Annotated in this window: 31 protein-coding genes, 1 tRNA gene, 1 pseudogene and 1 other annotated feature; of the genes and pseudogenes, 18 read left to right on the top strand and 15 right to left on the bottom strand. The window is 43.6% G+C overall.

The window, feature by feature from the left end; all coding sequences use genetic code 11:
- Positions 1–41: 41 nt before the first annotated feature.
- The 5 genes from corA to H6F42_RS16410 all read left to right on the top strand — a co-directional run bounded on the left by corA (position 42) and on the right by H6F42_RS16410 (position 4601).
- Positions 42–1193 carry a magnesium/cobalt transporter CorA gene (gene corA / locus H6F42_RS16430; RefSeq protein ID WP_190400447.1) on the top strand — a complete coding sequence of 384 codons (1152 nt, stop codon included), beginning with the start codon at positions 42–44 and terminating at the stop codon, positions 1191–1193.
- A gap of 210 nt (positions 1194–1403) precedes the next feature.
- Positions 1404–2240 carry a 16S rRNA (uracil(1498)-N(3))-methyltransferase gene (locus H6F42_RS16425; protein WP_190400446.1) on the top strand — a complete coding sequence of 279 codons (837 nt, stop codon included), beginning with the start codon at positions 1404–1406 and terminating at the stop codon, positions 2238–2240.
- Positions 2241–2250: 10 nt separating this feature from the next.
- Positions 2251–2718, top strand: coding sequence for a secondary thiamine-phosphate synthase enzyme YjbQ (locus H6F42_RS16420; protein WP_242018479.1), 468 nt, complete (start codon positions 2251–2253; stop codon positions 2716–2718).
- Positions 2719–4062, top strand: a complete 1344-nt coding sequence (locus H6F42_RS16415) for a gluconeogenesis factor YvcK family protein (RefSeq protein WP_190400445.1) — start codon at positions 2719–2721, stop codon at positions 4060–4062. It begins immediately after the preceding gene.
- Positions 4063–4139: 77 nt separating this feature from the next.
- On the top strand, positions 4140–4601 hold the full coding sequence (locus H6F42_RS16410; protein WP_190400444.1) for an ATP-binding protein: 462 nt from the start codon (positions 4140–4142) through the stop codon (positions 4599–4601).
- A 60-nt stretch (positions 4602–4661) separates the two neighbouring features.
- Here H6F42_RS16410 and H6F42_RS16405 read toward each other — a convergent pair whose 3' ends face one another.
- Positions 4662–4868: a hypothetical protein gene (locus H6F42_RS16405; RefSeq protein ID WP_190400443.1), complete on the bottom strand. Its 207-nt coding sequence runs from the start codon at positions 4866–4868 to the stop codon at positions 4662–4664.
- A 2-nt stretch (positions 4869–4870) separates the two neighbouring features.
- Entirely contained in the window at positions 4871–6802 is a 1932-nt protein-coding gene (locus H6F42_RS16400; RefSeq protein WP_347272322.1) for a PBP1A family penicillin-binding protein, read from the bottom strand.
- Between the two features lie 68 nt (positions 6803–6870).
- Between H6F42_RS16400 and H6F42_RS22165 the strand changes: the two genes are divergently transcribed.
- The gene (locus H6F42_RS22165) at positions 6871–6996 is read left to right on the top strand and encodes a hypothetical protein (protein ID WP_277873883.1); all 126 of its coding nucleotides are present in this window, start codon (positions 6871–6873) and stop codon (positions 6994–6996) included.
- Between the two features lie 46 nt (positions 6997–7042).
- Here the strand turns inward: H6F42_RS22165 and hisE are convergent.
- From hisE to H6F42_RS16350, 10 genes and pseudogenes are all read right to left on the bottom strand, one after another.
- A pseudogene (hisE, locus tag H6F42_RS16395) lies at positions 7043–7309 on the bottom strand (phosphoribosyl-ATP diphosphatase); the annotation flags it as partial.
- 158 nt (positions 7310–7467) lie between these two features.
- Entirely contained in the window at positions 7468–7857 is a 390-nt protein-coding gene (gene rplL / locus H6F42_RS16390) for a 50S ribosomal protein L7/L12 (RefSeq protein WP_190400441.1), read from the bottom strand.
- Between the two features lie 118 nt (positions 7858–7975).
- Complete coding sequence (gene rplJ, locus H6F42_RS16385) at positions 7976–8503, bottom strand: 50S ribosomal protein L10 (RefSeq protein WP_190400440.1); 528 nt, start codon at positions 8501–8503, stop codon at positions 7976–7978.
- A gap of 75 nt (positions 8504–8578) precedes the next feature.
- Positions 8579–8712, bottom strand: a sequence feature (ribosomal protein L10 leader region).
- 116 nt (positions 8713–8828) lie between these two features.
- A complete protein-coding gene (rplA, locus tag H6F42_RS16380; protein WP_190400439.1) occupies positions 8829–9542 on the bottom strand; it encodes a 50S ribosomal protein L1 in 714 nt (237 codons plus the stop codon).
- Positions 9543–9671: 129 nt separating this feature from the next.
- Complete coding sequence (rplK, locus tag H6F42_RS16375; RefSeq protein ID WP_190400438.1) at positions 9672–10097, bottom strand: 50S ribosomal protein L11; 426 nt, start codon at positions 10095–10097, stop codon at positions 9672–9674.
- Between the two features lie 70 nt (positions 10098–10167).
- Complete coding sequence (gene nusG, locus H6F42_RS16370; protein ID WP_190400437.1) at positions 10168–10809, bottom strand: transcription termination/antitermination protein NusG; 642 nt, start codon at positions 10807–10809, stop codon at positions 10168–10170.
- The gene (gene secE / locus H6F42_RS16365; protein ID WP_190400436.1) at positions 10809–11060 is read right to left on the bottom strand and encodes a preprotein translocase subunit SecE; all 252 of its coding nucleotides are present in this window, start codon (positions 11058–11060) and stop codon (positions 10809–10811) included. Before secE ends, nusG begins: the two co-directional genes overlap by 1 nt.
- Before the next feature lie 92 nt (positions 11061–11152).
- A tRNA-Trp gene (locus H6F42_RS16360) sits at positions 11153–11225 on the bottom strand.
- Positions 11226–11313: 88 nt separating this feature from the next.
- Positions 11314–11676 (bottom strand): 50S ribosomal protein L19, encoded by a 363-nt coding sequence (gene rplS / locus H6F42_RS16355; protein ID WP_169364627.1) that lies wholly within the window; start codon positions 11674–11676, stop codon positions 11314–11316.
- A gap of 128 nt (positions 11677–11804) precedes the next feature.
- A complete protein-coding gene (locus H6F42_RS16350; protein ID WP_190400435.1) occupies positions 11805–12656 on the bottom strand; it encodes an MnmC family methyltransferase in 852 nt (283 codons plus the stop codon).
- 154 nt (positions 12657–12810) lie between these two features.
- On the opposite strand from H6F42_RS16350, the gene H6F42_RS16345 reads away from it, so the two are divergent.
- Positions 12811–14490, top strand: a complete 1680-nt coding sequence (locus H6F42_RS16345; protein ID WP_190400434.1) for a DNA methyltransferase — start codon at positions 12811–12813, stop codon at positions 14488–14490.
- Between the two features lie 131 nt (positions 14491–14621).
- On the opposite strand, the gene ilvD is transcribed toward H6F42_RS16345, so the two are convergent.
- Positions 14622–16307: a dihydroxy-acid dehydratase gene (gene ilvD, locus H6F42_RS16340; RefSeq protein WP_190400433.1), complete on the bottom strand. Its 1686-nt coding sequence runs from the start codon at positions 16305–16307 to the stop codon at positions 14622–14624.
- A 91-nt stretch (positions 16308–16398) separates the two neighbouring features.
- Here ilvD and H6F42_RS16335 point away from each other — a divergent pair, with 91 nt between their 5' ends.
- Positions 16399–16848, top strand: coding sequence for a hypothetical protein (locus H6F42_RS16335; RefSeq protein ID WP_190400432.1), 450 nt, complete (start codon positions 16399–16401; stop codon positions 16846–16848).
- A gap of 37 nt (positions 16849–16885) precedes the next feature.
- On the opposite strand, the gene tadA is transcribed toward H6F42_RS16335, so the two are convergent.
- On the bottom strand, positions 16886–17350 hold the full coding sequence (gene tadA / locus H6F42_RS16330; RefSeq protein ID WP_190400431.1) for a tRNA adenosine(34) deaminase TadA: 465 nt from the start codon (positions 17348–17350) through the stop codon (positions 16886–16888).
- 73 nt (positions 17351–17423) lie between these two features.
- Between tadA and metG the strand changes: the two genes are divergently transcribed.
- The 9 genes from metG (at position 17424) to rpsI (ending at position 24663) form a co-directional block, all read left to right on the top strand.
- Entirely contained in the window at positions 17424–18983 is a 1560-nt protein-coding gene (metG, locus tag H6F42_RS16325; RefSeq protein WP_190400430.1) for a methionine--tRNA ligase, read from the top strand.
- Positions 18984–19408: 425 nt separating this feature from the next.
- On the top strand, positions 19409–20041 hold the full coding sequence (locus tag H6F42_RS16320; protein WP_190400429.1) for an NYN domain-containing protein: 633 nt from the start codon (positions 19409–19411) through the stop codon (positions 20039–20041).
- A gap of 325 nt (positions 20042–20366) precedes the next feature.
- Entirely contained in the window at positions 20367–20750 is a 384-nt protein-coding gene (gene rpsM, locus H6F42_RS16315; protein WP_126388050.1) for a 30S ribosomal protein S13, read from the top strand.
- A gap of 20 nt (positions 20751–20770) precedes the next feature.
- A complete protein-coding gene (gene rpsK, locus H6F42_RS16310; RefSeq protein ID WP_126388052.1) occupies positions 20771–21166 on the top strand; it encodes a 30S ribosomal protein S11 in 396 nt (131 codons plus the stop codon).
- 161 nt (positions 21167–21327) lie between these two features.
- Complete coding sequence (locus tag H6F42_RS16305) at positions 21328–22281, top strand: DNA-directed RNA polymerase subunit alpha (protein ID WP_190400428.1); 954 nt, start codon at positions 21328–21330, stop codon at positions 22279–22281.
- Between the two features lie 42 nt (positions 22282–22323).
- Positions 22324–22758: a 50S ribosomal protein L17 gene (gene rplQ, locus H6F42_RS16300; protein ID WP_190400427.1), complete on the top strand. Its 435-nt coding sequence runs from the start codon at positions 22324–22326 to the stop codon at positions 22756–22758.
- Positions 22759–22852: 94 nt separating this feature from the next.
- A complete protein-coding gene (gene truA / locus H6F42_RS16295) occupies positions 22853–23695 on the top strand; it encodes a tRNA pseudouridine(38-40) synthase TruA (RefSeq protein ID WP_190400426.1) in 843 nt (280 codons plus the stop codon).
- Positions 23696–23769: 74 nt separating this feature from the next.
- Entirely contained in the window at positions 23770–24237 is a 468-nt protein-coding gene (gene rplM, locus H6F42_RS16290; RefSeq protein WP_190400425.1) for a 50S ribosomal protein L13, read from the top strand.
- Positions 24238–24249: 12 nt separating this feature from the next.
- Positions 24250–24663, top strand: a complete 414-nt coding sequence (gene rpsI / locus H6F42_RS16285; RefSeq protein WP_009628981.1) for a 30S ribosomal protein S9 — start codon at positions 24250–24252, stop codon at positions 24661–24663.
- A gap of 122 nt (positions 24664–24785) precedes the next feature.
- On the opposite strand, the gene H6F42_RS16280 is transcribed toward rpsI, so the two are convergent.
- Positions 24786–25316, bottom strand: coding sequence for a hypothetical protein (locus H6F42_RS16280; protein ID WP_190400424.1), 531 nt, complete (start codon positions 25314–25316; stop codon positions 24786–24788).
- 260 nt (positions 25317–25576) lie between these two features.
- Here H6F42_RS16280 and H6F42_RS16275 point away from each other — a divergent pair, with 260 nt between their 5' ends.
- Positions 25577–26485 (top strand): alpha/beta fold hydrolase, encoded by a 909-nt coding sequence (locus tag H6F42_RS16275; protein WP_347272321.1) that lies wholly within the window; start codon positions 25577–25579, stop codon positions 26483–26485.
- The last annotated feature ends 90 nt before the right edge of the window (positions 26486–26575 follow it).

The following is a 26575-nucleotide window of genomic DNA, read 5'->3' as shown; positions in this document are numbered from 1 at the left end:
ATGTGGCACACTGACAAGTGTATTTCACGAATCGCTTAACCATGCTTCACAACCCCACCAGATTTAAGCCTAGTTCGATCGAAGCTGACTCCGAAAATGACGAGGAATTAGAATTTTATGATTTTAATGAGCCAGAACCCGGCAGTCCACCTGGGACATTAATCATTGATGAAGATGCCAGCATTCCGAATATTTTCTTGATTGATTACAATACGGATGAAGCACTGGGAGTTCAATTGGCAACTCCAGAGGAATGCTTTCCTTATCTTGATAGTCAGTCGGTGTCATGGGTGGATGTACAGGGGTTAGGCTCTGAGGATGTTTTGAAGCGCTTAGGCAAAGTTTTTAGTCTCCATGAATTGGTTCTTGAGGATATCGTGAATATTCCCCAAAGACCAAAGGTAGAAAGCTTTGAGGATCAGGAATTGATCATTCTGCACATGGTTACAAGTCGTGAAGATGGGCGGGGATTTTATGATGAGCAGGTGAGCTTAATTTTGGGGAAAAATTATGTCTTAACAGTGCAAGAGGAGCCTGAAAATGATGTATTTGAGCCAATTCGCCAGCGTATCCATCGCAATCGTGGGGTGATCCGATCGCAAAAAGCCGACTATCTTACTTATGCCCTCATTGATGCGATCGTTGATGGATTTTTTCCCGTGTTAGAAGACTATGGCGAGCGTTTAGAAGACTTGCAAGATGAAGTGGTGGATAAGCCCACGCGCCAAACCCTTGATAAAATCCATAAAATTAAGCGAGAATTATTGCTACTGCGCCGCGCCATTTGGCCGCAAAGAGATGCGATTAATTCTCTCATTCGCGAAGAGAGTCCCTTGATCGATCGCGATGTTCGGGTATTTTTGCGCGACTGCTATGACCATACCGTACAGGTGATCGACATGGTAGAGACTTACCGCGAACTTGCGGCTAACTTGATGGATATTTATCTGTCTTCCTTGAGCAATAGCACTAACGAGGTAATGCGTTTCTTGACCGTGATTTCGACCCTCTTCATTCCCCTAACTTTTGTGGTTGGTCTGTATGGCATGAATTTTGATACTAGTTTGGCGGGCAATATGCCTGAACTGAAAATGCCCTACGGTTATGTGGGTTGTTGGGTCGGAATGTTAGGTATTTCAGGAGGTTTAATCTTTTACTTCTGGAAAAAGGGCTGGCTCTTTAGCCCAAAATAAAATTTTTTACTTAAAGCAAAGAACAAAATGGCAATGCCATTTTGTTCTTTGCTTTAACTGGATTTGTTTTTTATAGCTGTCGTCTGTCTTGATTAGAAAACAAAACCCGAAGCGAGAGGCGGCGCTTTGCGCCGCCTCTCGCTTCGGTGGTTCCCGACCTAATTCAAGTGACGACAGCTATAATTCCCAAAATATGAATTTAAGGAAAATATGCTACTTCCGAAAACTCAAAGTAAAAATCAACTAAAAAAACGGAGATTGCAAAGGGTAACTTTACAAGCCCACCAAGTCACCCAAAATCTGCAAATTCATAGCGCGATCGCCCTCACTCCAGAGCAGAAACACTATTTAACCAACGTATTGCGCCTCGAACTGGGGGCTGAATTTATTGCCCTCGATCGCCAAGGTGGATGGTGGCTTTCTCAATTAGCGATCGCCGCCGATGGGGAAACTATTCAAGCAAAAATTATTGATCAACTAGAAAATAATTCCGAATTATTTGCCCACATCACCCTTGGCATCGCCATGCCTAAAGGCAGCAATATCGAGTCCATCATTCGCCAAACGACCGAGCTAGGGGTGCGCCAAATTTCGCCATTATTTAGCGATCGCACCGTTATCAAATCAGGGACAGATATTGGCACTCAAAAACGCGATCGCTGGCAACGCATTGCCGAGGAAGCCGCCGAGCTTTCCCTACGAAACTATGTGCCAGAGATAAATCCTCCCCAATCTTTCAAGGAATGGCTAAATAATTCCACGCAATTACTAGAGCAATCTCACAAATATATTTGCGTGATTCGTGCCGATGTCCCCCATTTGCTCAATGCTTTACAAAGCGTGAATTTACAAAGTATTAATGATGTCGAAGCGCGATCGCAAATATTTATGGCGATCGGTTGCGAAGGCGGATGGACAGAACGAGAAGAAGAAATGGCGATCGCCGCAGGATTTATTCCTGTTTCTCTAGGCGATCGGGTCTTATCAGCAGTCACAGCCCCAGTGGTAGCATTGTCTATAGTTAGCGCCTTTTTAGAAGCCTGTTGAAATTCATATTATGATTGCCAATCAATCCCAAATAGCCCAAACATTACAAACCCAACCATTACAAATGGTGCAGCAAACCATTGCTCTGCGTACCAACGGTAAGAATCTCCACAATATTACCCGCCAAGTGGAAGCAGTATTAACCCAATCAGGGATAAAGATGGGACTGTGTAACGTCTTTTTAAGACATACATCTGCCAGTTTGATCATTCAAGAAAATGCTGATCCCGATGTATTAGCTGACCTAGAAACATTTTTTAGTAAGCTTATCCCCGAAGATGCTAGCCAATATCGCCATATTTCCGAAGGTGTTGACGATATGCCATCCCACATTCGCAGCACCCTAACTAAAACCTCAGAAACTATCCCGATCGCCAATGGTAAACTTGCCCTCGGTACTTGGCAAGGGATTTTTGTCTGGGAACATCGCAATATGGGACATACCCGCGAAGTATTGATACACATTACAGGATGCTAGATGAAGACCTCCAAAAAGCCATCAGCGAGTCGATATCGCCCCACAACTAAACAAAAAAAGTGGCTGAGAGGATTCCAGTGGTTTTTGCCAGGATTGCTAGTCAAGCGATGGCTTTTTGTCAGCATTATTGGCATTATTTTGATCGTCTTAGGTATTGCCATTTCCGCCAGACTGACCCCAATTTTATTTCTATCGCGAGTAATTGGTAATACACTCGATTTATTAGTCTCGATTTTGCCACGAAATATCAGTGGGCCCATTGCCTTGGCGATCGGGCTGGGCTTGCTTTGGTTTGGTCAGAAACGAGCCCTTGGGTCGATTACTCAAGTACTGATGCCTGATCAAGACAAGGAACTCGTAGATTTATTAGTCTCCCATCGCAAACTCAATCGCGGTCCCAAAATTGTCACCGTTGGGGGGGGGACAGGCTTATCCAATTTATTACGGGGTCTCAAGCAATATAGCGCCAATATTACGGCGATCGTGACGGTCGCGGATGATGGTGGCTCGTCAGGGCGCTTGCGCCGTGAGCATGGGGTCTTGCCTCCGGGGGATATTCGTAATTGCCTTGCCGCCTTAGCGGATGAGGAAAAATTAGTTACTGAGTTATTTCAATATCGATTTAAAACAGGTGAAGGGCTTTCAGGGCATAGCTTCGGTAATTTATTTCTGACCGCCATGAGTGAAGTGACTGGGGATCTCGAAAAGGCGATCGCCGCGAGTTCACAGGTTTTAGCTGTTCGTGGTCGGGTACTACCTGCCACCCTCGATCACATGGTTTTATGGGCGGAGTTTGAGGATGGACGCTATGTAGAGGGCGAGTCCAATATTCCTGAAGCTAAGGGCAAAATCAAACATATTGGTTGTAAACCCGAAAATCCCAAAGGCTTACCTCAAGCTATTGATGACATTAATGAAGCCGATCTGATTATCATCGGACCCGGCAGTCTTTACACCAGCATTATTCCTAATTTGCTGGTTCCAGATATTTTACAAGCATTGATCAATCGGAATGTACCATCAATCTATCTTTGTAATATCATGAGTCAGGTAGGAGAAACTGACGGTTACACCGTATCTGATTATGTACGAGTTTTAGATGAGTTAGCTGGCGTACGATTGTTTGATGTGGTTTTAGTCCAAAAATATCCACCTTCTGAGCGATCGCTACAACACTATGAATCTTTCGGCTCCCACTTCACCTATTTAGATCGTGAAAATCTTGCCAAAATTGGTTGTCCCGTACTAGTAGCCAATATAATGCGAGAAAAGAATAATGGGACTGTGTGTCATGATTCCGAAAAACTTGCAGGGGTGCTAATGCGTTGGTATAACCGTCAATAAAGCTCAATTTTCAAAGCTCAACTTTTAAAGCTCAATTTTTAAATATCAGATTCGCCAAACGTTAAAAAATACTTTCAGTGTCACAGCATTATCATATCCAAGTTAACAGTGATATCTACGCTCTTACCAAGTTACAGGACTGGTTTGAGCAGTTTCAAACCATTTTGCCCAAAAATACATGGATGCAATGCAATCTCGTATTGGTTGAAGTGTTTACTAATGTCGTTTCCTATGCCCACGAAGCCATGCCAGAGGAAACACCGATTGATATTGAAGTACTCATCCATGAATCAGAAGGGAGCTTGGAGCTTAAAATCTGGGACTATGGCAAGCCCTTTGACTTTAAGACAGAAATGGATCGGCGCATGACCGAAGCCCAGCGAAATCAAAACTTAGAAAGTATTGACGACATTCCTACAGGCGGAAGGGGCTTAGTTATAGCAAAAACGATCGCGGATAACTTAAGCTACGAATCTGAAGCCGATGGTCGTAATTGTTTTATCATGACCAAAAAATATTCCAGTTCTTCAGAAATTTAATCTTAACCAAACCCCAAAAGCGAGTTGTGGCGCGAAGTGCCACAACTCGCTTTTGGGGTTTTAGTAGCGCTTTATCCATAACACAAAGGCAAACAAGGCGATCGGTAAGCTAATCGCCGCAAGGGAGATCGCATTCATTGCTTCTATGGATAGATCGTTAAGTGATGGTAATAATGGCGCAAGGTATTTGATTACAGCCGAAATGAGAGTTGAGTATACAAATAGCTGTAATACAAACAAAAACTGAGTGAATTTGGTTAGTGGCATAGTTAATTTTTCTTTTTACCACCTTCTTTGTCTTGAATTTCCGCAGGCACAGGGAATTGCTCAATCGGTTGCCCTGCTAAAGCTCTTTCCATAAACTTGCGCCAAATGGGAACGACATAAACACCACCCGTAACCCCATTTGCCATAGGCGAATAATCATCATTGCCGATCCAAATCGCTACAGATAATTGGGGTACATATCCCACAAACCAAGCATCACGAAAATCCGAAGTGGTTCCTGTTTTCCCTGCAACAGGTCGTCCTTCGCTAAGTTGCGCCTCAGTTGCCGTCCCATTAGTAATTACACCTCTTAACGCATCAGTTAAATAAGAAACAGCTATCGGATCAAGAATTAGCTCGGGTTTGGGCGTGTTATCTAAAACCAAGTTGCCATTGCGATCGGTTACACGAGCAATCAAAGTAGTTTTCGATTTATAGCCACCACTCGCAAATACGGCATAGGCTCCCGCTATTTCCATGGGAGTTACATCAGCAGCACCTAGAGGCAAGGATACTACGGGTTTAAGCGGGCTATTAATTCCCAGTTTGCGACAGATTGCAATTACATTGTCGTTACCCACCTCAATGCCTAACTTAATGGCGGGAATATTGCGGGATACAGCGATCGCCTGACGAATACTAATAGAACCTGAAAACTTGTTGTCATAGTTGCGCGGTACATAGGGTTCGTCCCCATCGGGAATCGTCATCGGACTATCATCGATCACCGAGTCAGGAGTATAGTTGCCTGTGGCAAAAGCTGCATAGTAAACGAAAGGCTTAAACGAAGAACCTAATTGTCTTCTGGCTAATACGGCTCGGTTAAATTGGTTTTTATCAAAATCACCAACACCTCCCACTAGCGCTTTCACAAAACCTGTACGCGGATCGACCGCTACTAAGGCTAATTGATCAGCATACGCTCCGCGATCGACCAGATCCTTATGCCCCTCTGCCGCAACTTCTTCAGCAATTCTTTGGAGTTTCAGATCAATCGTAGTCTGCACGCGCAAACCACCCTGCAACACCACATCTTTACCAAATTTTTCTTCTAATTCCGCAGTTACAGCCTGTGACACGTAAGGTACACGGCTAGCTTCGTAGGAGATCCCTTGTTTGCGAATGACAATTTTTTGAGCTTTAGCGGCTTTTACCTCCGTAGGTGTTGACCACCCCAGTTCTAAAAGTCGATCTAAAACTAATCCTTGGCGCTTCTTAGCTTCCGCAAAATTATCGACGGGGTTAAATACAGAGGGTGCTTGAATAGTCCCCGCTAGCATGGCGGATTCGCCGAGGGTCAAGTCAGCCGCCGATTTACCAAAGTAATTTTGAGAAGCGGTTTCGGCTCCGTTAGTGTTTTTCCCCAAAAACACTTGATTAAGATACATCTCAAGGATTTGCTCCTTGGTAAATACCTGTTCTACTCGCATTGCTAAAACTGCTTCAGCAACTTTGCGATTAAGACTACGTTCGTTTGATAAAAATAAGTTTTTAACTAATTGCTGCGTTAAGGTAGATCCTCCTTCTACGGTTCCTCCAGCATTAAAGTTGGCTAAAACTGCCCGACCGATCCCACTGGGATCAATGCCTTTATGGGTGTAAAAGTAGGCATCTTCCATCGCCAGAACCGATCGCTTTAAATGGGGAGAAATGCGATCGAGGGTAACGACTTCACGGTTAACGTCACCATGTAAGCGGGCGATTAACTCACCATTGATATCATAAATATAAGTTGTTTCTACGGGTACATAGCCTTTCAGAACCCTCACATCTGGTAGATCCCGAAAACTTAGGGCTAGTCCCACTAGTCCGCCAGCTACTGCTGCACCACCAATCATGATAATGCCCAGTAACGTGCCACCAACAGCTTTGAGAGTGCCTTTTATAATACTGCCAGTAAGAGACTCAGAACGCTCTACACTATTCGATGCCACAGCAATCTACCCTTTGATTAACTCATAGGTAATCTTACTGCATTATTCAAATAAATTAAAACCGATAAATGAAAGCAGGTGTAAAGCACCTGCTTTCATTTATCGGTTTTATAGCTGTTGGCATTCTTGTTAGGACACAAAACCAGAAGCAAGTGGCGGCGCGAAGCGCCGCCACTAAAAAAGAAATCCAGTAAAAAATTTTCAAAACAAAAAATGGCGTAGCTATGTTTTGTTTATAGGTTAGCGGCGTTGGGCTAGTTTGTCGTAGACCAATTGCAGATCGACATGGTGATGGGCGATCGCTACCAAGGTGTGATAAAACAAATCCGCTACTTCACCAGCGATCGCATCAGGATCATCATCCTTACAAGCCATGACCACTTCCGCAGATTCTTCACCTATTTTCTTTAAAATCTTATTATCGCCACCTGCAAACAATTTACAGGTATAGGAGCTTTCTTGCGGATGCTCGCGGCGATCGACAATTACGGCAAATAATTCAGACAGAGGATCATTCATAAAATCAAAGTACTTATGCAAAGTAATTGTGAAGTACTTTGTTTGTACCTCACTATCTTAATAATAAAGGCACGCTATGCGTGCCTTTATTTATCTTGAATGTCTTGCTTTGCAAGACATTCAAAAAAATTAGTTGTTGCCAACAATTACTTGATGGAAACCTTACCACCAGCTTCTTCGATTTGCTTCTTAGCAGCTTCAGCATCAGCCTTAGGCATAGCTTCCTTGATGGTCTTAGGAGTAGACTCAACCATGTCCTTAGCATCCTTCAAGCCCAAGCCTGTGATTTCACGGACGATCTTCAGAACGGCAATCTTCTTATCAGCAGGAACTTCATCAAGTACCAAGTCAAAAGAGGTCTTCTCTTCAACTTCTTCAGCAGGAGCAGCAGCGCCAGCAGCAGCCATTACCATACCACCAACAGGAGCAGCAGCAGAAACACCAAAGGTTTCTTCGATTGCTTTAACCAATTCAGAAGCTTCAAGAAGGGTCAAAGTCTTTAGTTCTTCAACAATGCTGTCAATTTTTGCGGACATAGGTTTTCTCTTTGATTTAGTCAGTTATTAGATTTTAGTTTTGGTCGCTTCAGGCGGTTAGCCTTAAGCATTTTGGAGAGATTGAGCTAATAGCTAGACGCTAATAGCCAATAACGATCTAAGCAGCTTCTTTTTCGGAAACAGCTTTGATAGCGCGTCCCAAAGATTGGGGAACCTCTTTGATACCGATCGCAATCTTGGCAGTAACAGCATTGATTGCACCAGCAATTTGAGAGATAAGAACTTCCTTGGAGGGGAGATCGGCGATCGCCTGCAAGTCTTTTGCAGACAACGCGCGACCTTCTAAGACACCGCCCCGAAGTTCGGTTTTCTTAGATTCCTTCTGGAAAGCTTGATAGGCTTTAACAGCACCACCAATGTCTTCCTTAACAAACAAGCAAGCAGAAGGTCCAGTCAAGAAACTTTCAAGAGGCTTCCATTCAGGAGTTGTAGAAATTGCTTGCTTGAGCAAAGTGTTTTTGGTAGTTCTGCACACTGTTCCTGTGGAACGAAGTGAGCGACGGAGCTTAGTAATTTCCGCCACTGTCAAAGTTGCAAAGTCAATGACCATGACCATCTGAGTTCCTTCAAACTCTTTTGCCATTTCACCGACTAAAACTTTTTTCTGGTCTAGGGTCTTGCCCATATATTTTTCACCTCCTTTTGTTTTTCGTAAGATTTAAAGTTGACTTATAACTTTAAACCTTGCTATAGAACCCTTAAAGCCATAAAAAAAGCCTTATCTTTTAAAAGACCAAGGCTCAAAAGGTATCCAAATTGGAATCCTTTGTAATCACCTCGGCAGGAAATTAAGCCATTAGCACCTGCTGTCTTTGGAGCTATTCAGTTGTAGAAATTTCTCTCTAGGCTTATAACAACAATTTAGATTTGGCTTTCTTATTTTTGTCAAAGTTTCAACTTTATGAAAGCAATAACTTTGACAAAAATAATGACTTTAAAAGGCTTTATAACTATGCTTCTGACAACTTGAGATCGCGCAGTGCAGCGACATCGACCTCAATCGCAGGTCCCATAGTTGCAGATACATATAGCGATCGCCAGTATCTGCCCTTCGCGCCAGATGGACGATTGCGGTCAATCGTTTCTTGCAAAGCTTTGAGGTTGGCAAGTAAATCTTCTGCGGAAAACGCAGCTTTGCCAAATAGGATGTGAACAATGCCTGTGCGATCGGCACGGAATTCTAGCTTACCAGCTTTGAACTCATTAATTGCACCACCCAAATCAGTAGTTACCGTACCACCTTTAGGCGAAGGCATCAAGCCTCTTGGACCGAGCAACTTACCGAGTTTAGCCACCTGCGGCATCATGTCGGGTGTAGAAATCAGCAAATCAAAGTCCATTCTGCCCTTGCTGATTTCATCAATTAGTTCTTCAGAACCAGCGATATCTGCACCTGCGGCTGTTGCTTCAGCAACTTTTTCCCCACGGGCGATTACCGCTACTCGAATGGTCTGACCAGTTCCTTTGGGAAGGGTTACGGTAGTACGCAATTGTTGGTCGGCGTACTTAGGATCTATACCTAAACGGACGTGAGCTTCTACTGATTCCGCAAACTTAGCTGTCGCTGTTGCTTTGACTAGTTCTAGAGCTTCAGTAGGTTCATAAGGACGCTCCTCAACTTTACTTTGAGCTTCCCTAAGACGCTTTGATACTTTTTTTGCCATGATTGCTCCTACGGGGTGCGATCGGAAAATTAATTTCCTCCCCCAACTAAAGTTTTGATTGTTGTGGTTGAGATACTTATTTAATTGAAGTTATAAGTATTTAAAGATTTCATCTAAAGACTTCTAAACTTAGGCAGTAATAGTAACGCCCATGTTTTTAGCAGTACCTTCGATAATCTTCATCGCCGCATCAATGTCATTGGCATTGATGTCTGGCATCTTGGTTTCCGCAATTTGGCGAAGCTGATCGCGAGTAATTGAACCAACTTTCTTACGGTTAGGTTCTGCCGATCCAGAGGTAATGCCAGCAGCTTTTTGAATTAAAACTGATGCAGGAGGAGTTTTGAGGATGAAGGTAAAACTTCTATCTTCATATACAGATATTTCTACAGGAATAACCATACCTGCCTGATCGGCAGTACGGGCATTATATTCCTTACAAAACATCATAATGTTTACACCATGCTGACCCAAGGCAGGACCAACTGGTGGAGTTGGGCTTGCTTTGCCAGCATTAAGTGCTAACTTGATAATTGCCGTAACTTTTTTAGCCATTTTCTTTTTTAGCCAATGATAGCCGTTAAAATTTCTACTAAAGACGCTAAAAACTTGAGTTTAAGCGAATTTAATTTTGCTTTTGTACCTGATTGAACTCTAGTTCTACAGGCGTATCTCTACCAAAGATCGAGAGAAGGGCTTTCAGCTTACTGCGCTCTGGGCTAACTTCAACCACTTCACCTTCAAAATCTTTGAAAGGTCCATTAAGCACTTTGATTTTGTCGCCTTGAGCCATATCAATTTTGACTACTGGCTCTTGCTCGACGGTGACACGGAAGATTCTTTCGACTTCTTTTTCGGTCAGAGGACGGGGCTTAACATGTCCGCGACCACGACCATAGTGACGTTTTTGTTCTGTACCCACAAAGTTGATTACATGGGGAGTGCTTTTTACAGCCAACCATGCATCGTCATCAACTTCTAGTTGTCCAGCTTCATTTTTGACAGTCTTAATCTGGATAAGAACATACCCAGGAAAGATTTTTTCTTCAGAGGTCTGACGACTACCATCTTTTCTGAGCTTGACTGTAGGTGTTTGCGGAATTTCGATCTGCTTAATCCTATCTTCCACATCAAGGGTCTTGATGCGTTGTTCTAGGCTTGACTTAACCTTTTTTTCGCAACCAGAGGCAATTTGGACGGCATACCATTGAAATAGTACGTCTGATTCCTCTTGGCTAGAATAATGGTCGATGTCTTCAGTAAACATTATTGAAACACCTGCAATGCTAGTGTTCTAAACAATGCATCAATTAGATAAACAAAAGTTGCAACCGCAACGATCATTAAAAGAACAGATGCAGATTCACTAATAAGTTGTTGGCGGCTAGGCCAAACAATTTTGCCGAACTCGGCTTTGGAGTCTGCAAAAAACTGAGATATACCAGAGATGTCAGATGTCGATTCTGAGTCAGACTTTGATATTTCTTTTGGTTGCTCTTTTAGTTCGTTTTTGGTCATAGGGGCAACTCTTGCGATCCTTTTGCAATCTTTATAAGTGAGATATGTTCAACTTAAAGCTTGAGCATATCTATATTTTAAGTGTGGTGAAGCGCGCCCTGAGGGACTCGAACCCCCGACATCAGGTTTTGGAGACCTGCGTTCTACCAACTGAACTAAGGACGCACGTATTGAAAACGCTGTTTTGATACGAAACCAGCTATATCTAATGTATCAAAAAAGTATTCGATAATTAGTATACCTGTAGATGGTTTTATAGTGGACGATCAAAACGTTGTTTAAGACGAGTTGCTTTACCAACAAGGTCGCGTAAGTAGTAGAGCTTAGCACGACGGACTTTGCCACGACGAATCACTTTAATGCTTTCAACTTGAGGAGAATGTAGCAAGAAGGCTCGCTCAACTCCAACTCCTTGAAATACACGACGAACAGTTATGACAGAGTTAATGCCAGAACCACGTCTTGAGATGATCACGCCTTCGTATGGCTGAGTACGTTCTTTGCCGCCCTCTTTGATCCTAACTCCAACCTTAACAGTGTCTCCCACATAAAGTTGAGGAAGATCTGTTTTGATATATTCCGCTTCAATTGAGCGTATGATTTCAACAGCGTTCATGAGGAATGCCAAAAAAGTCGCGATCATCTATGTTAGTGGATGATCGCGCTAATGTCTATATTTTTTGCAAAAAAAGTAAGGACAAGGCAGAGCAACTTGTTTAGGACTTTGCCGCGCCATCAAAAATCTTAAATGTTTTTGCGAAGGCTAGAGCTAGGGGGAAGGTTACTCTTATTCTGTTCCGTTTGACGGTTGGCGATAATTTCGGAGGCGTTGCTTTGTAAGGTGCGATCGCGGTAGGGGATCGCAGCACGAGTGGTGAGAAAGGCGGCTTCGGTGTCCGAGATGGGGGGAAGTGGGGTGGAAGGAAAGGAGGCGATCGTGCTGGGGGATTTGCGTCCGATGGGGGCGATTGCGCCAATTCGTAATCCTGCGGCAAGCATGGCGGCGCGAACGGCAGCGGATGAGGAGTAAGTGACGAGATAGCCGTCGGGTTTGAGGCAGTTGGCTAAAAGTTGAATAAATTCGACTGTCCAGAGTTGGGGACAATGGGGCGGGGAGAAGGGATCGAGAAAGATGGCATCTGCCCATTTTTGAGGGACTTGGCTAATAGTTTGCCTTGCATCGCCAATTAGTAGTTGGAGTGTGAGATCCTTGGTTTCGACTATTTGCTTTTCGGCGGCAGTGGTGAGAATTTGGGCGATCGCTGGTTGCCAGATATTGACTAAGCCTGCGGCGATCGCTTGTTGGGGGACATCAAGGTTATTTTCGAGGGCGATGATGTGAAGTTTGGCAGATGGTGTGGGTAAGGCGAAGATACTGGCGATCGCGGCTGCCGAGTTATAGCCTAAGCCATAGCAAACATCGAGAATGTGGAGATAAGTTTGCGTTTGGGCTTTTTCCGAAATCTTTGTCGGGATCACAAATTTTGCTTCGGCTTCATTTTTCGCGCCATGAGAGCTATGAAAGGTTTCTTGAAAGGTTTCTGACCAAAAGGTAATCGAACCATCTTCGGTAGGGAAAAGTGAGAGTGTATCCATAGTCTAAAAGAATACCTAATACGCGATCGCCTCTTTAATCTCTGTGTTAGTAAAGGGCGATCGCTAAAAGTTGAGTATTTTTATATACTTTATTTTCGTATAATCCTCATATGTGATAATGTATAGGCAAATATGACGATTAAATGATGTATTTATGGTAGATCCAGCTAAAAATCAACTATTTTACGGGGATAATCTTGAGGTGTTGCGGCGGCATATCAAGGATGAGTCGGTTGATTTGTGTTACATCGATCCGCCGTTTAACTCGAAGCGCAACTATAACCAGATTTATAACAATATTGGGAAGGAAGATCAGGCACAGGCGCAAGCTTTTATCGATACTTGGACTTGGGATGATATTGCTAATCAGGGTTTGGCGGAGATTCAAGAAAATTATCTAGGTCATTTTACTTCCCAAAGTATTGATCTCATTTCTGGTTTGGCTAAGGTTTTGGGGAAGGGAAGTTTACTTGCTTATCTGGTCAGCATGACGTTACGGATTGCTGAAATCTATCGAGTTTTAAAGCCAACTGGAAGTTTTTATTTGCATTGCGATCCCAGTGCTTCTCATTACTTAAAGATAATTACAGATGCTATTTTCTGTCCACAAGGTGGAGATTATAAAAACGACATTATTTGGAAACGTCAATCTGCTCATAGTGACGCTACAAAAAAGTTTTGTGATATTGCAGATATTATTTTCTACTATGTGAAATCATCAAAAACGGTTTTCCATCCACAATACGGAGAACATGATAGCAATTACGTTGAAAAATTTTATAGACATGACGATAATGACGGGAGGGGAAGATATAGACTTTCAGATATGACTAGTCCTAATCCACGACCAAATATGATGTATGAGTGGATGGGATATCCTTATCCAAGTAAAGGTTGGCGTTACCAAATAGAAACAATGCAAAAATTACATGATGAGGGAAGAATTTATTATCCTCGTCATTCAGATGGTAAATTCGACACAAAAAAACGTCCTCAGTTAAAGCGCTATTTGGAAGAGCAGGAAGGTTCGATTATTACAAATATTTGGACTGACATTCAATCGCTAACTCCTCATGCAGCCGAGCGTTTAGGTTATCCAACTCAAAAACCTGAATCACTATTAGAAAGAGTTATTAAATCTAGCAGCAAAGAAGGTGATGTAGTTCTTGATGCTTACTGTGGTTGTGGTACAACTGTTGCAGTTTCTCAAAGATTAAATCGTCAATGGATTGGAATTGATATCACCTATCAAAGCATCAGCCTAATTCTCAAACGCTTAGAAGATAGCTTTGGCAAAGGCGTATTAGACAACATCTTGCTAAATGGCATTCCCAAAGACATGAAATCTGCCGAAGCGTTAGCTCTTAAAAGCGACGATCGCACCCGTAAAGAATTTGAAAAATGGGCAGTCCTTACCTATTCCAACAACCGCGCCACAATTAATCAAAAGAAAGGCGCAGACAAAGGCATCGATGGCATTGCTTACTTTAGAAGCGAAAAAGACGACCCTGAAAAAATTATCTTGCAAGTCAAATCTGGCAAAGTCTCATCCCGTGATATTCGCGATCTGCAAGGCACAATCACCCGTGAAAGCGCCACCCTCGGCATTTTCATCACTCTGCAAAAGCCCACCAAAGACATGATCAAAGAAGCCAAAGAAGCAGGGATTTATAAGAGTCAGTACATGAACGCTCCCGTTGATACAATTCGGATCGTCACCGTCCAAGAAATCATCGAAGAACAAAAACGCCTTGATATTCTCCTTGCCCTAGAAGTCCTCAAATCGGCTGAAAAGCAAATGGAGGTTAAGCAAGGTAGTTTGGATTTCGAGTAAATAGCAATTTAGCCGCAATCTCATAAACTAAGCATTTGTTTGACATCATTTAAAGCGATCGCGATTTCGCTTTTATGCAAAAAAGTTAGAGAGAGACTTGCGATTACAAGCCTCTCTCAAGTTGCAATAAATTAGAACAAATCTAAATCAGTAACAGCACCTTTGCTGCTGGTCGAAACAAGGGTGGCGTATTTTGCCAAAACACCTTTGGTGTAGCGCGGCGCAGGCGCTTTCCAATTAGCACGACGGGCGGCTAACTCCTCATCGCTGACATTGAGTTGAATCAAGCGCTGATGGGCATCAATCGTGATTGAGTCGCCTTCGTTGACTAAGGCGATCGTGCCACCAACATAGGCTTCAGGGGCAACGTGACCGACTACCATGCCATAGGTTCCACCAGAGAAGCGTCCATCGGTGATTAAACCAACGGAATCACCTAAACCAGCACCGATGATTGCACTTGTGGGCGCTAACATCTCGCGCATACCGGGCCCACCCTTAGGCCCTTCATAGCGAATGACGAGAATATCTCCTGCATTGATCTTGTTATCAAGAATTGCGGCAAGAGAATCTTCCTCTGATTCAAAAACACGGGCTGGCCCTGTGATGATTGGATTCTTTACGCCAGAGATTTTTGCCACTGCGCCTTCTTCAGCGAGGTTGCCTTTGAGGACGGCTAAATGTCCTTGCTTATACATGGGACGATCCCAAGGACGGATCACATCTTGATCGGCGCGAGGTTCCGCAGGGATATCTTTGAGAACTTCCTCAACAGTTTGACCTGTGACTGTGATGCAGTCGCCATGTAATAAGCCATGAGCTAAGAGCATCTTCATTACTTGAGGGATGCCGCCTGCTTTGTGGAGGTCAGTAGCGACATAGCGACCCGATGGCTTGAGGTCACAGAGAACTGGGACATTTTGGCGAATGCGCTCAAAATCATCAAGATGCCATTCCACACCTGCGGAATGGGCGATCGCCAAAAAGTGCAAGACCGCGTTAGTGGAACCGCCCACCGCCATAACTACAGAAATAGCGTTTTCGATCGACTTGCGGGTGATGATATCGCGAGGACAGAGATTATTCCGAATCGCATTGACGAGGATTTTGCCAGCTAATTCCGTGTTTTCTGCCTTTTCGGGCGCAATTGCCGACATGGTGGAGGAATACATGGGACTCATTCCCATCGCCTCAAAAGCCGAAGACATTGTATTGGCAGTGTACATACCGCCGCAGGAACCAGCTCCCGGACAAGCATTGCGCTCTACGGACATCAATCTTACTTCGTCGATTCTGCCTGCACTATATTGACCCACAGCTTCAAAAGCGCTTACTACAGTTAGGTCTTCACCCTCTAAATGTCCTGGCTCAATTGTGCCGCCATAGATAAAAACAGCAGGAATGTTCATTCTTGCCATTGCGATCATCGCTCCTGGCATATTCTTATCGCAGCCACCGATCGCCAAAACCCCGTCCATACTTTGACCAGTACAGGCCGTCTCAATAGAGTCAGCAATTACATCACGGGAAACAAGGGAATACTTCATCCCCTCAGTTCCCATCGAAATACCATCACTAATGGTGATCGTCCCGAAAACTTGAGGCATCCCATTTGCCGCACGAATTCCTGCTTCTGCGCGTACTGCGAGGGGCGCGATCCCCATATTACAAGGGGTAATTGTGCTGTGGGCGCTTGCTACACCGACGATAGGTTTAGTAAAATCCGTGTCTTGGAACCCAACGGCACGCAACATGGCACGGTTAGGCGATCGCTGAACGCCTTCGGTAATTGCACGACTGCGGCGATTGTCAGACATAATTCAAATCTCTTTATTAGTTTAATCAACTAAAACATTTTAGAATTTTTGGACGCGAGAACAATATATTTGGACTATCGGCGACTAAACAATGCAACTTCAAAAAATCCTATCCCTTTCCTTGCCAAATTCTTTAAAGCGTTATGCTGTAATCACTGCAATCAGTATGACTATTGGGTTGGGGTTATATGGCTGTGGTGAAAGTAAGATTTCTCAATGTAACAAAGTTGTTACTGTTGCCAATAAAACTAAAGCCTTATCAGCGCCGCAGGATATTTCAGGCTTGGTTCCCCTAGCTGAAAATATCGATCAGATTCGTACAGAAGTGCAAGCAATTCCCGTGCAAGAGGCAAAACTCAAAGAGTTACAAGTGCAATTGCTAGGTATGTATGGTGATGCTTCACAAGCCCTGAAAGCGCAAGCTAAAGCTACTGAAGCTAAGGACAGCAATGCCTTGACGAAAGCTAAACAAGATCTAGAATCGGCGGCGAGCAAAGAAAATGATATTGCCGATCGCTTAAATGCCCTATGTGCTAAGTAAGAAAATAAGCGCAAATCTTACAAAGCAAGATTTGCGCTTATTTCCTGAGCTTTTGAAACCAAGATTGTAATAAATCTTGACATTCCTGTTCGCGGATACCAGCGATCGCCTTTAGTTTATGAAATGACAAAGGACTATCGGGTAAATTTGCCACTGTCCGAATCGCTCCCGCTTTAGGATCATCCGCCCCATAAACCAAAGTACTCACCCTAGCCTGCAAAATTGCCCCCGCGCACATCGGACAAGGCTCTAAAGTCACATACAAAGTACAATCCGTCAGATGCCAATCTTTTAAAAATTTTGCCGCTTCGCGAATCGCGACCATTTCGGCATGAGCCGTAGGATCTTGCGATCGCTCTTTTTGATTTACACCTGTGGTGATCGCTTGCCCTTCTTTATCTACAATCACTGCCCCCACAGGGATTTCTCCCATTTCCCCAGCATTTTTTGCTAAAGCGATCGCTTGATCCATCCAATATTGATGAGTTTGTAGGTTTTTCATTACTTTTGGTGAAAAATGTTACATTTACCACCATTTTTTTGCAAAATGGTATTAGCCGTGAATTGAGTACCCTATGACTTTAGAACCCATTGCTTTAACCACACCACTTTTTTACGTCAACGATCGCCCTCACATTGGCAGTGCCTATCCCACGATCGCTGCCGACGCTTTTGCACGGTTCTATCGCCTCAAAGGACATCCAGTTATGTTTGTGACTGGAACCGATGAACATGGACAAAAAATCCAACGCACAGCCGAAAAAAATCATCTATCCCCCCAAGAGCATTGCGATCGCACCGTAGCCGATTTTTATGCCCTCTGGGAAAAATTCAATATTCGTTTTGACCGCTTTACGCGCACGACCGCAGCAAAACATCAAGCGATCGTTAACGAATTTTTTCAAAGAGTCTATGACTCAGGGGACATTTACCTAAATCAGCAACAAGGCTGGTATTGCGTAGCCTGTGAAGAATTTAAAGAGGAACGAGAATTACCTGAAAGCCATCACTGTCCCATCCACACCAATGTTGTGTGCGAATGGCGCGACGAACCCAACTATTTCTTCCGCCTATCTAAATATCAAGAAGCCCTCGATCAATTTCACGCAGTCAATCCCCAATTTATTCAGCCCGAAAGCCGTCGTAATGAAGTCCTCGGCTTCATGAAGCAAGGCTTGCAAGATTTCTCCATATCTCGCGTTAATCTTGATTGGGGCTTCCCGATCCCCACCGATCCCAGCCATACAATTTATGTTTGGTTTGACGCTTTGTTAGGATACGTCACCGCTTTACTAGAGCCTGACGATGAGCCTACCCTCGCCAATGCCCTCAAAAAGTGGTATCCCTTCAATCTGCACATCATCGGCAAGGATATTCTAAGATTTCATGCAATTTACTGGCCCGCAATGCTGATGTCCGCAGGATTAGACTTACCTGAACGAGTATTTGGTCATGGATTGCTGACAAAAGACGGCTTGAAAATGGGCAAAACTCTTGGCAATACAATTGATCCCTACGATCTAGTCGATCGCTTCGGAGCCGATCCCATCCGCTACTTTTTTCTTAAAGAAATTGAATTTGGCAAAGACGGAGACTTTAACGAAGAAAGATTCATCGCAATTGTTAACGCCGATCTCGCCAATAGTCTTGGCAACTTACTTAATCGTAGCCTCGGCATGGCTAATAAATATTGTCAGCAAGTTGTGCCAGAACATGATCCCAGTGAAATAACTGCATTGGTGCAACCCATTATCGAACTAGCATCAAGTTTGGGCGATCGCGTAGCGATTGCTTACCAAAAATTAGACTTCCGATCAGCCTGCGAAAGAATTCTTGAACTAATCTGGAATTGCAACAAATTAATTGATGAAACTACACCTTGGAAAAAATTTAAGGAAGGTAAACAAAAAGAAGTCAATGAAACCCTTTACACCTTGCTAGAAGCAGTCAGGATCGCAGTTTACCTCTTATCACCCATCACCCCAAATCTCAGCTATTCCGCCTATCAACAGCTAGGGTTAAGGTTTGATGAAACTTTCTCCCCTGATTGGAGTCACGCAAACTGGGGAATACTACAATCAGGCGAATCGCTATCAACGCCAACGCCGATCTTCCAACGCATTGAAAACACTTAATATTTAGCTGAATATTTAGCTAATTGTTTATTGAGAAGTTTGAGTTTTGTAATTTTTTAACCATTAAAGCACCCTATATCTATGTCTATGAGTATATTTACTTATGGTGTATAATCTAAAATAAGCTATAAAGATAAGTTATTTATCAAAATAATTTTAAATAATTTTATCCCAAAAAAATCATTTTTATATTTCTAAATTTATTTTGAATTTGTCTTTTAAAGAGTTTTGGGAAAAGCTGACTCCTTATATTAAGGATATCTTTTAACGTCCACCGCTAGCCCTAAGCTATGCGTTAGTTTATTAAAGAGTTTTAAGAGGTTCTTCTGAATTAGGTAAACACTTAGGACGGTTTTTAAGTATCAATGCTAATACCAAAGCTTCATCCCACGGCACTAGATAATAAACGTTCTATAGGCAAAAACATGTTACCTTTCGAGCAAGATTCTGGCTTTAAGCCAGACCAAATTTTAGAAAATCGAGGGCGGGTTGCCATCTTCATAGATGGCTCTAACCTCTTTTACGCAGCCCTACAATTAGGGATTGAAATCGACTACACCAAGTTGCTTTTGTGCTTGACCGACGGCTCTCGGCTGCTTCGTGCTTTCTTCTATACGGGAGTTGATCGCACTAATGAAAAGCAACAGGGATTTTTATTGTGGATGCGTCGGAATGGCTATCGGGTCATTTCTAAAGAGCTAGTCCAATTACCAGATGGCTCTAAAAAAGCCAATCTTGACGTTGAGATCGCCGTAGACATGATGGCTCTCATCGGTTCCTACGACACGGCTGTGTTAGTCAGTGGCGATGGCGATCTTGCCTATGCTGTTGATGCGGCTAGCTATCGAGGCGTGCGAGTTGAGGTGGTAAGTCTGCGATCGATGACTAGTGATCATCTAATTAACGTTGCCGATCGCTACGTCGATCTAGAGGCAATCAAAGAGGATATCATGAAAATATCACGTCCGCCTTCTTCTTCCTCAGCGCCATCAATCGCAAGCTACGCCTATCGTCCAATTACAGGAATTGCCGCCCTTGAAAGCGACATCGATAGCTAAAGCGGAGGTCGCTTCGCCTGAATTATGCATGTAAGGGCATCGCTCATCCATAACTCTAGGACAAAGCTAATTTTAAAAATATTGACAGAAGTTGCCATTGTCAATATATTATAGAGTTCGCTGTAAAATATTCTGTCTTCGTAATTTGCTTCTGCTGAATTGTAGCTAACCCACTGCATAAAACGCACGCTCTCACGAAGATTGTGTTGTACAGCCATCTGCTCCAAAAGTTTATCTACAACTTAACCACAAGTTAGTTGGGATCGACCATACCTAGGGCAAATGTAACAAAATTGAAAACTGACAACAAATTGGGAGACTTATAGTGGCTCGCATTGCAGGAGTTGACCTTCCTCGTGACAAGCGCATCGAAATAGGACTAACGTACATATACGGAATCGGTCTAACTAGCGCCAAAAAAATCTTAGCAGCTACCAAAATAAACCCCGATACGCGGGTTAAAGAGCTTACTGACGTTGAAGTAACGACTTTACGCCAAGAGGTAGAATCCAACTTTCAAGTAGAAGGCGATCTGCGTCGTCTCGAAGGTTTAAGCATCAAACGCCTAGTAGACATCGGTTGCTACAGAGGTCGTAGGCATCGTATGGGACTTCCTGTGCGCGGACAACGTACTCGCACCAATGCTCGTACCCGTCGTGGCGGTCGTCGCACTGTTGCAGGTAAGAAGAAGGCTCCAGGTAAGAAGTAATTAAGGATTAATACGAAACTATGGCTCGTCAAACAACACGTAGAACTGGCGCACGCAAGAATAAGCGTAATGTTCCTAATGGAGTGGCTTATATCCAGTCTACTTTCAACAATACTATCGTCACGATCGCTGACACCGTAGGTGATGTAATCTCTTGGTCTTCGGCTGGTGCGAGTGGCTTTAAGGGCGCGAAGAAGGGTACTCCATTTGCAGCGCAAACTGCCGCAGAATCTGCTGCTAGAAGAGCGATCGAGCAAGGAATGCGCCAAGTTGAAGTGATGGTTACAGGACCTGGATCGGGTCGTGAAACCGCAGTCAGAGCTTTACAAGCTGCTGGTTTGGAAATCACTTTGATTCGTGATATTACCCCCATTCCTCACAATGGTTGCCGTCCTCCTAAGCGTAGAAGAGTCTAAATGAATTACGAATTAGCAATTACGAATTACAAGAAATTAATAGACAATTAATTCGTAATTCGTAATTCGTAATTATTTCAAGTCTTTTCCAATTTTGATTATTTACTCGTCCAATTCCCCTTTGATTTTCGTTTACTCTTGCAGACTAAGTCGGTACAAATATGGCACAGTTTCAGGTTGAGTGCGTTGCATCCCACACAGAAAAAGATAATAGCCAGTACAGCCAATTTGTACTGGAACCACTAGACCGGGGGCAAGGCATTACCATTGGAAATGCGCTCAGACGGGTATTGCTCTCCAATCTTGAGGGTGCGGCCGTCACTGCTGTTCGCATTGCTGGTGTCAACCATGAGTTTGCGACAATTCCTGGCGTGCGGGAAGACGTTTTGGATTTGATGCTCAACCTGAAGGAACTAGTGTTGAAGTCTTACAGCTCAGCACCACAGATCATTCGTTTGGTAGAGCGAGGTCCAAAACTTGTCACGGCAACTAGTTTCCATTCTTTGCCATCGGATATCGAGATTGTTAACCCTAACCAATACATTGCGACTCTCAGTGAGGGTGCAACTTTGGAGATGGAATTAACGATTGAGCGTGGTAAAGGTTATCGTTCCGTAGATCGCTCTAAGGAAGATCACAGTTCTCCTATTGACACACTCAAAATTGATGCTGTGTTTATGCCTGTGCGTAAGGTCAAGTATGAGATTAAGGACGCTCGGATCGGTGATGCGATCAATAAAGAGAGTCTTCAGATTGATATTTGGACTAACGGCAGCATTACACCTCAAGAAGCATTGAGCCAAGCGGCTAGTGTGTTGGTGAACTTGTTCTCGCCTCTTCAAGAAATTACTCTTGCTCCAACTCTGCCTCAAGAGCGTGATGAGCAGGATGAGACCAAGCAAATTCATATTGAAGAACTGCAACTATCGGTTAGAGCATACAACTGTCTTAAACGCGCACAGATCAATACTGTGGCGGATTTGCTGGAGTACACTCAAGACGATCTATTGGAAATCAAAAACTTTGGTCAAAAGTCGGCTGAGGAAGTTATGGATGCCCTCAAACAGCATCTTGGCTTGACCTTAACTGAGTCCAAATCATCTAAAGCTCTGTAAACAAGCTCTCTAAAGAGTTTTATATCCATCTAGTACACACCTATGCGTCACCGTTGTAAAACCCCGCAGCTAAATAGGGCTGCCGATCAGCGTAAAGCTCTTTTACGGGCTTTGACGACTGAGCTAATCCTCAGAGGCGAAATTAAGACGACCAGAGCTAAGGCTGATGCTGTTCGCACCACTGTCGATCACATGATCACTTTGGCTAAGGATGGTTCTTTGCACGCTCGTCGTCAGGCGATCGCCTATTTATACGATATCTCCGTCAAAGATGGCGAACCCGTAAGCGATCGTCCTCAGACCAAGACCAAACAAGAACAATTACCTGAAGAAGAGCGCGTAACTACCTTGGTTGACTTATTGTTCACCCAAGCTAAAGATCGCTATGCTGAGCGTAATGGTGGCTATACCCGTATTGTTCGCACGATCAGCCGTCGTGGTGACAATGCGGAAATGGCAATCTTGCAACTTGTATAAGGCTAGTAATTAGTTAAGTTACTCCCTTAGATTACTTAGTTGAATTACTTAGTCAAATTAATAAGTAATAGCCAATCCTGAACTATTGTCAAAGATGATTTTTGCTGTCGATCCTCAGTCTTCCCAACGTGTTGCTTTAGTTATTCAATATCTAGGTACACATTATTATGGATGGCAGAGACAGCCCAATCATCCCTCTGTGCAGCAAACGATTGAAGAAGCGATCGCCAAGATTTGCGGTAAACCAACCGTTGTGCATAGTGCAGGTAGGACTGATACAGGCGTTCATGCGGCGGCTCAGGTTGCCCACTTTGATACGCCTAGTATGATTCCACCCCATCGATGGGCAAAGGTGCTAAACACATACTTACCTGACGATATCTTAATCTGCGGATCGTCGAAGGTTCCTTCTGACTGGCACTCAAGATTTTCGGCAACATGGCGGCGTTATCGGTACACGATTTATACGGCGGCGATTCCGAATCTATTTGTAAAGCAGTTTAGTTGGCATTATTACCACGATCGCCTTGATGAGCAGCTTATCCATGAAGCCCTACAGCCAATGTTGGGCGAGCAAGATATGGCTGCCTTTCAAAGAGCAGGGTCAAGTCGTCCCCATAGTCGTCTTGAGCTTCAAGAAGCTCAATGCTGGCGAGAGGGTGATTTTGTCCATGTGGAAGTCCAAGCTAGTGGCTTTCTGTATGGCATGATTCGTTTGCTAGTGGGGCAGTTAATCGATGTAGGGTGTCATCGCCTGAGTATCGAAGCCTTTACCAGTAGATGGAAAGACAAGCGCCGTATCGAAGTTAAGTATGCTGCACCGCCGCAAGGTTTGTGTTTATTGGCGATCGGCTATGCTGATAACCCATTCGCTGAGTTCGCATCGTGCAAGCAGACTTTGAGCTTATTAGATAATCAAGCTATTAGTTTGATTTGACTGGATTTAAAAAGCCAAGCTCAAGTTTTCCAAGAAAAAAGTTTAATAGATAAATTTCGCTTGTAGAGAAACTAATGACTACAACTACTCTCACTCCTAATAAAAGCTACTTACCAAAAGATACAGATCGCAAATGGTATGTTATCGATGCGGAAGGTCAGCGCCTCGGGCGACTTGCTAGCGCGATCGCAGTAATTTTGCGCGGTAAAGATAAAGCTATCTATACGCCCCACTTAGATACTGGCGACTTCGTCGTTGTGATTAATGCGGAAAAAATCGCCGTAACTGGTAAGAAATCAACCCAAAAGCTATACAGAAGACATTCTGGTCGTCCAGGTGGGATGAAGACTGAAACTTTTGATAAGGTAATCGCCCGCGTACCTGAGCGCGTTCTCGAACATGCTGTTAAAGGTATGTTGCCAAAGAATACCCTTGGTCGTCAGCTTTTCACTAAGCTCAAAGTTTACAAGGGTGCTAGCCATCCCCATGAGGCTCAACAGCCTGAAACCTTGGTCATCAATACCATTCCATCGCAGAAGTAGGAGAAATAACCGATGTCAGATACTGAACGTTCTAATCGTGCTGTTTACTGGGGTACTGGTCGTCGTAAGACCGCGATCGCCCGTGTACGCCTCGTTCCTGGTGAAGGCAAAATCGTAATCAATGGTAAGCCCGGCGATTTATATTTGCAGTTTAACCCTAGCTACATTTCAGGTGTTAAGGCTCCTTTGGAAACCTTGGGCTTAGAAAATGAGTATGACGTATTGGTCAATGCTCATGGTGGCGGTGTTACAGGACAAGCCGATGCAATTCGCTTAGGTGTTGCTCGTGCGTTGTGCGAACTAGCTCCTGAAAATCGTAAGCCTCTTAAGGTTGAAGGGTATATGACCCGCGATCCTCGTTGTAAGGAACGTAAGAAATACGGACTTAAGAAAGCGCGTAAGGCTCCTCAATACTCGAAGCGTTAATATTCAAATCATAAAAAAAGGTCACTACGTGACCTTTTTTTTGTATCTACCCTAGTTTGCGAAAATGGGCAAACTTTTTTATAAATTAAAAACTAAATTTAGTAAGAGTTTTTAATTTGTTATTAGCGCTCAATGCCGTGATCTAAAACTTCGTAATAAAGGGGCAAATAGCCTGACTTGATGCCGCTATCTTCTTTTGCCTTATCGAGGTTGCCTTTTAAGGTGTGGCTATTGTGAACGCTGTAAATTTCATAGCGATCGCCAATAAATACATAATCAGCTACATCCGTAAATTCTTCGCCTTTGGTCAATTGCCAGCGATCGTTGACATAGACAAAATGATAATCTGCCAAGTCGGGGCTGGAAGATGGGCGCTCGACGGCTGCCGAAATTTCGGCGGTGTAATGGGGATTGCTATTAGTGGGGGGAATAATTTTGCTGGTGACGTTGCGATAAAAGCAGCTTTCATTATTGCAAAAGCGTAATTTTGCCATTTTATTTTTGATATTCTCAAAGCGCTCAATGATTTGATGGGAGTCAAGCTCATTGGCGGCGGATACTTTGTTGCTTAAGGAATTGGCAAAGGTGATGACCAGACAAATCACACAAATCAAAAATATTTTGGCAAGCGATCGCCATTGTTTGATGGTCATAAAAATTGTGTTTATATAACTTAATATTATTCCTTTGATTCTACTCTCTTATAGCGAATTTCCAATAGGTGCATAAGTGCTAAATCCGAAAAAATAAATGGCGAAACGAAGCGGCGCCATTTATCTTCAAAAAATATTGAGATGCGTCAGGAAGTGCCGCATCTCAATTAGATATTAAGCAGGATGCAGATTACTGAGGTTACTCATAGAATAATGACTAGCAAAAATTACATTTATATATTCTTCAGATAAATACCGCCGTGCTAACTACAGAGATTTCTTCAAATTGCGATCGCTTTCAGACTTCATTGCAGCAATGGACATGGCGAGGACATCAAATTCAATATGCTGTGATTGGTACGGGGACACCGCTTGTCTTGATTCATGGCTTTGGTGCGTCCATCGGTCACTGGAAAAAGAATATGACCGTTTGGGCTGAGGCAGGTTATCAAGTATTTGCCCTTGATTTACTGGGATTTGGGGCTTCTGCAAAACCAGCCTTAGATTACTCTTTAGAACTTTGGGAAGATCTGCTCAAGGATTTTCATCAAGAATTGGTGGCGCGTCCTGCGGTGTTTATTGGAAATTCGATTGGGGCTTTACTGGCGTTGATGCTGACGACTAATACCCCAGAAATTGCGAGCGGGGCAGTGCTGCTCAATGCCGCAGGGGGCTTAAATCATCGTCCTGAAGAGTTAAATTTGCCTTTGCGTTTGGTGATGGGTGCTTTTGCAAATTTGGTTAGCTCCGAAACAACTGGAAAATTTGTTTTTAATCAAGTGCGTCAAAAGCGAAATATTCGGAACTCCTTACGCCAAGTCTATCGTAATCATCAGGTGATCGATGATGAGCTAGTAGATATGCTCTATCAACCATCCTGTGATGAAGGCGCACAAAAGGTTTTTGCCTCAATTCTAACTGCGCCTGCGGGCCCACGCACGTCGGATTTGTTGGCAAAAGTGGAGAAACCTTTGCTAGTTTTATGGGGGGATGCTGATCCTTGGACTCCGATTAATGGAGCAAAGATATATCAAGAGGCGAGTAAGACTAAAGATATTGAGGTGATTGCTATTCCAAATACTGGGCATTGTCCCCACGACGATCGCCCTGAAATTGTGAATGCTCTTGTCGTTCATTGGTTGCAAAGGTTATTCGCTAATAGCTATTAGTCTGTAACTTTAAATCCAAAGAGAAAGGCGGCGCTTTGCGCCGCCTTTCTCTTTGGATTTATATCGGCGCTTTGCGCCGCTATTTTTGTT

The sequence above is a fragment of the Pseudanabaena sp. FACHB-1998 genome (genome assembly GCF_014696355.1).
GTDB lineage: Bacteria > Cyanobacteriota > Cyanobacteriia > Pseudanabaenales > Pseudanabaenaceae > Pseudanabaena.
This window is presented reverse-complemented; position numbering and strand designations above follow the sequence as displayed.

Bases quoted from the DNA above. Each gene is read 5' to 3' on its own strand.
- corA (WP_190400447.1), top strand. From the start codon at position 42: ATGCTTCACAACCCCACCAGATTTAAGCCTAGTTCGATCGAAGCTGAC.
- H6F42_RS16425 (WP_190400446.1), top strand. From the start codon at position 1,404: ATGCTACTTCCGAAAACTCAAAGTAAAAATCAACTAAAAAAACGGAGA.
- H6F42_RS16420 (WP_242018479.1), top strand. From the start codon at position 2,251: ATGATTGCCAATCAATCCCAAATAGCCCAAACATTACAAACCCAACCA.
- H6F42_RS16415 (WP_190400445.1), top strand. From the start codon at position 2,719: ATGAAGACCTCCAAAAAGCCATCAGCGAGTCGATATCGCCCCACAACT.
- H6F42_RS16405 (WP_190400443.1), bottom strand. From the start codon at position 4,868: ATGCCACTAACCAAATTCACTCAGTTTTTGTTTGTATTACAGCTATTT.
- H6F42_RS22165 (WP_277873883.1), top strand. From the start codon at position 6,871: ATGAAAGCAGGTGTAAAGCACCTGCTTTCATTTATCGGTTTTATAGCT.
- rplL (WP_190400441.1), bottom strand. From the start codon at position 7,857: ATGTCCGCAAAAATTGACAGCATTGTTGAAGAACTAAAGACTTTGACC.
- rplJ (WP_190400440.1), bottom strand. From the start codon at position 8,503: ATGGGCAAGACCCTAGACCAGAAAAAAGTTTTAGTCGGTGAAATGGCA.
- rplA (WP_190400439.1), bottom strand. From the start codon at position 9,542: ATGGCAAAAAAAGTATCAAAGCGTCTTAGGGAAGCTCAAAGTAAAGTT.
- rplK (WP_190400438.1), bottom strand. From the start codon at position 10,097: ATGGCTAAAAAAGTTACGGCAATTATCAAGTTAGCACTTAATGCTGGC.
- nusG (WP_190400437.1), bottom strand. From the start codon at position 10,809: ATGTTTACTGAAGACATCGACCATTATTCTAGCCAAGAGGAATCAGAC.
- secE (WP_190400436.1), bottom strand. From the start codon at position 11,060: ATGACCAAAAACGAACTAAAAGAGCAACCAAAAGAAATATCAAAGTCT.
- rplS (WP_169364627.1), bottom strand. From the start codon at position 11,676: ATGAACGCTGTTGAAATCATACGCTCAATTGAAGCGGAATATATCAAA.
- H6F42_RS16350 (WP_190400435.1), bottom strand. From the start codon at position 12,656: ATGGATACACTCTCACTTTTCCCTACCGAAGATGGTTCGATTACCTTT.
- H6F42_RS16345 (WP_190400434.1), top strand. From the start codon at position 12,811: ATGGTAGATCCAGCTAAAAATCAACTATTTTACGGGGATAATCTTGAG.
- ilvD (WP_190400433.1), bottom strand. From the start codon at position 16,307: ATGTCTGACAATCGCCGCAGTCGTGCAATTACCGAAGGCGTTCAGCGA.
- H6F42_RS16335 (WP_190400432.1), top strand. From the start codon at position 16,399: ATGCAACTTCAAAAAATCCTATCCCTTTCCTTGCCAAATTCTTTAAAG.
- tadA (WP_190400431.1), bottom strand. From the start codon at position 17,350: ATGAAAAACCTACAAACTCATCAATATTGGATGGATCAAGCGATCGCT.
- metG (WP_190400430.1), top strand. From the start codon at position 17,424: ATGACTTTAGAACCCATTGCTTTAACCACACCACTTTTTTACGTCAAC.
- H6F42_RS16320 (WP_190400429.1), top strand. From the start codon at position 19,409: ATGTTACCTTTCGAGCAAGATTCTGGCTTTAAGCCAGACCAAATTTTA.
- rpsK (WP_126388052.1), top strand. From the start codon at position 20,771: ATGGCTCGTCAAACAACACGTAGAACTGGCGCACGCAAGAATAAGCGT.
- H6F42_RS16305 (WP_190400428.1), top strand. From the start codon at position 21,328: ATGGCACAGTTTCAGGTTGAGTGCGTTGCATCCCACACAGAAAAAGAT.
- rplQ (WP_190400427.1), top strand. From the start codon at position 22,324: ATGCGTCACCGTTGTAAAACCCCGCAGCTAAATAGGGCTGCCGATCAG.
- truA (WP_190400426.1), top strand. From the start codon at position 22,853: ATGATTTTTGCTGTCGATCCTCAGTCTTCCCAACGTGTTGCTTTAGTT.
- rplM (WP_190400425.1), top strand. From the start codon at position 23,770: ATGACTACAACTACTCTCACTCCTAATAAAAGCTACTTACCAAAAGAT.
- rpsI (WP_009628981.1), top strand. From the start codon at position 24,250: ATGTCAGATACTGAACGTTCTAATCGTGCTGTTTACTGGGGTACTGGT.
- H6F42_RS16280 (WP_190400424.1), bottom strand. From the start codon at position 25,316: ATGACCATCAAACAATGGCGATCGCTTGCCAAAATATTTTTGATTTGT.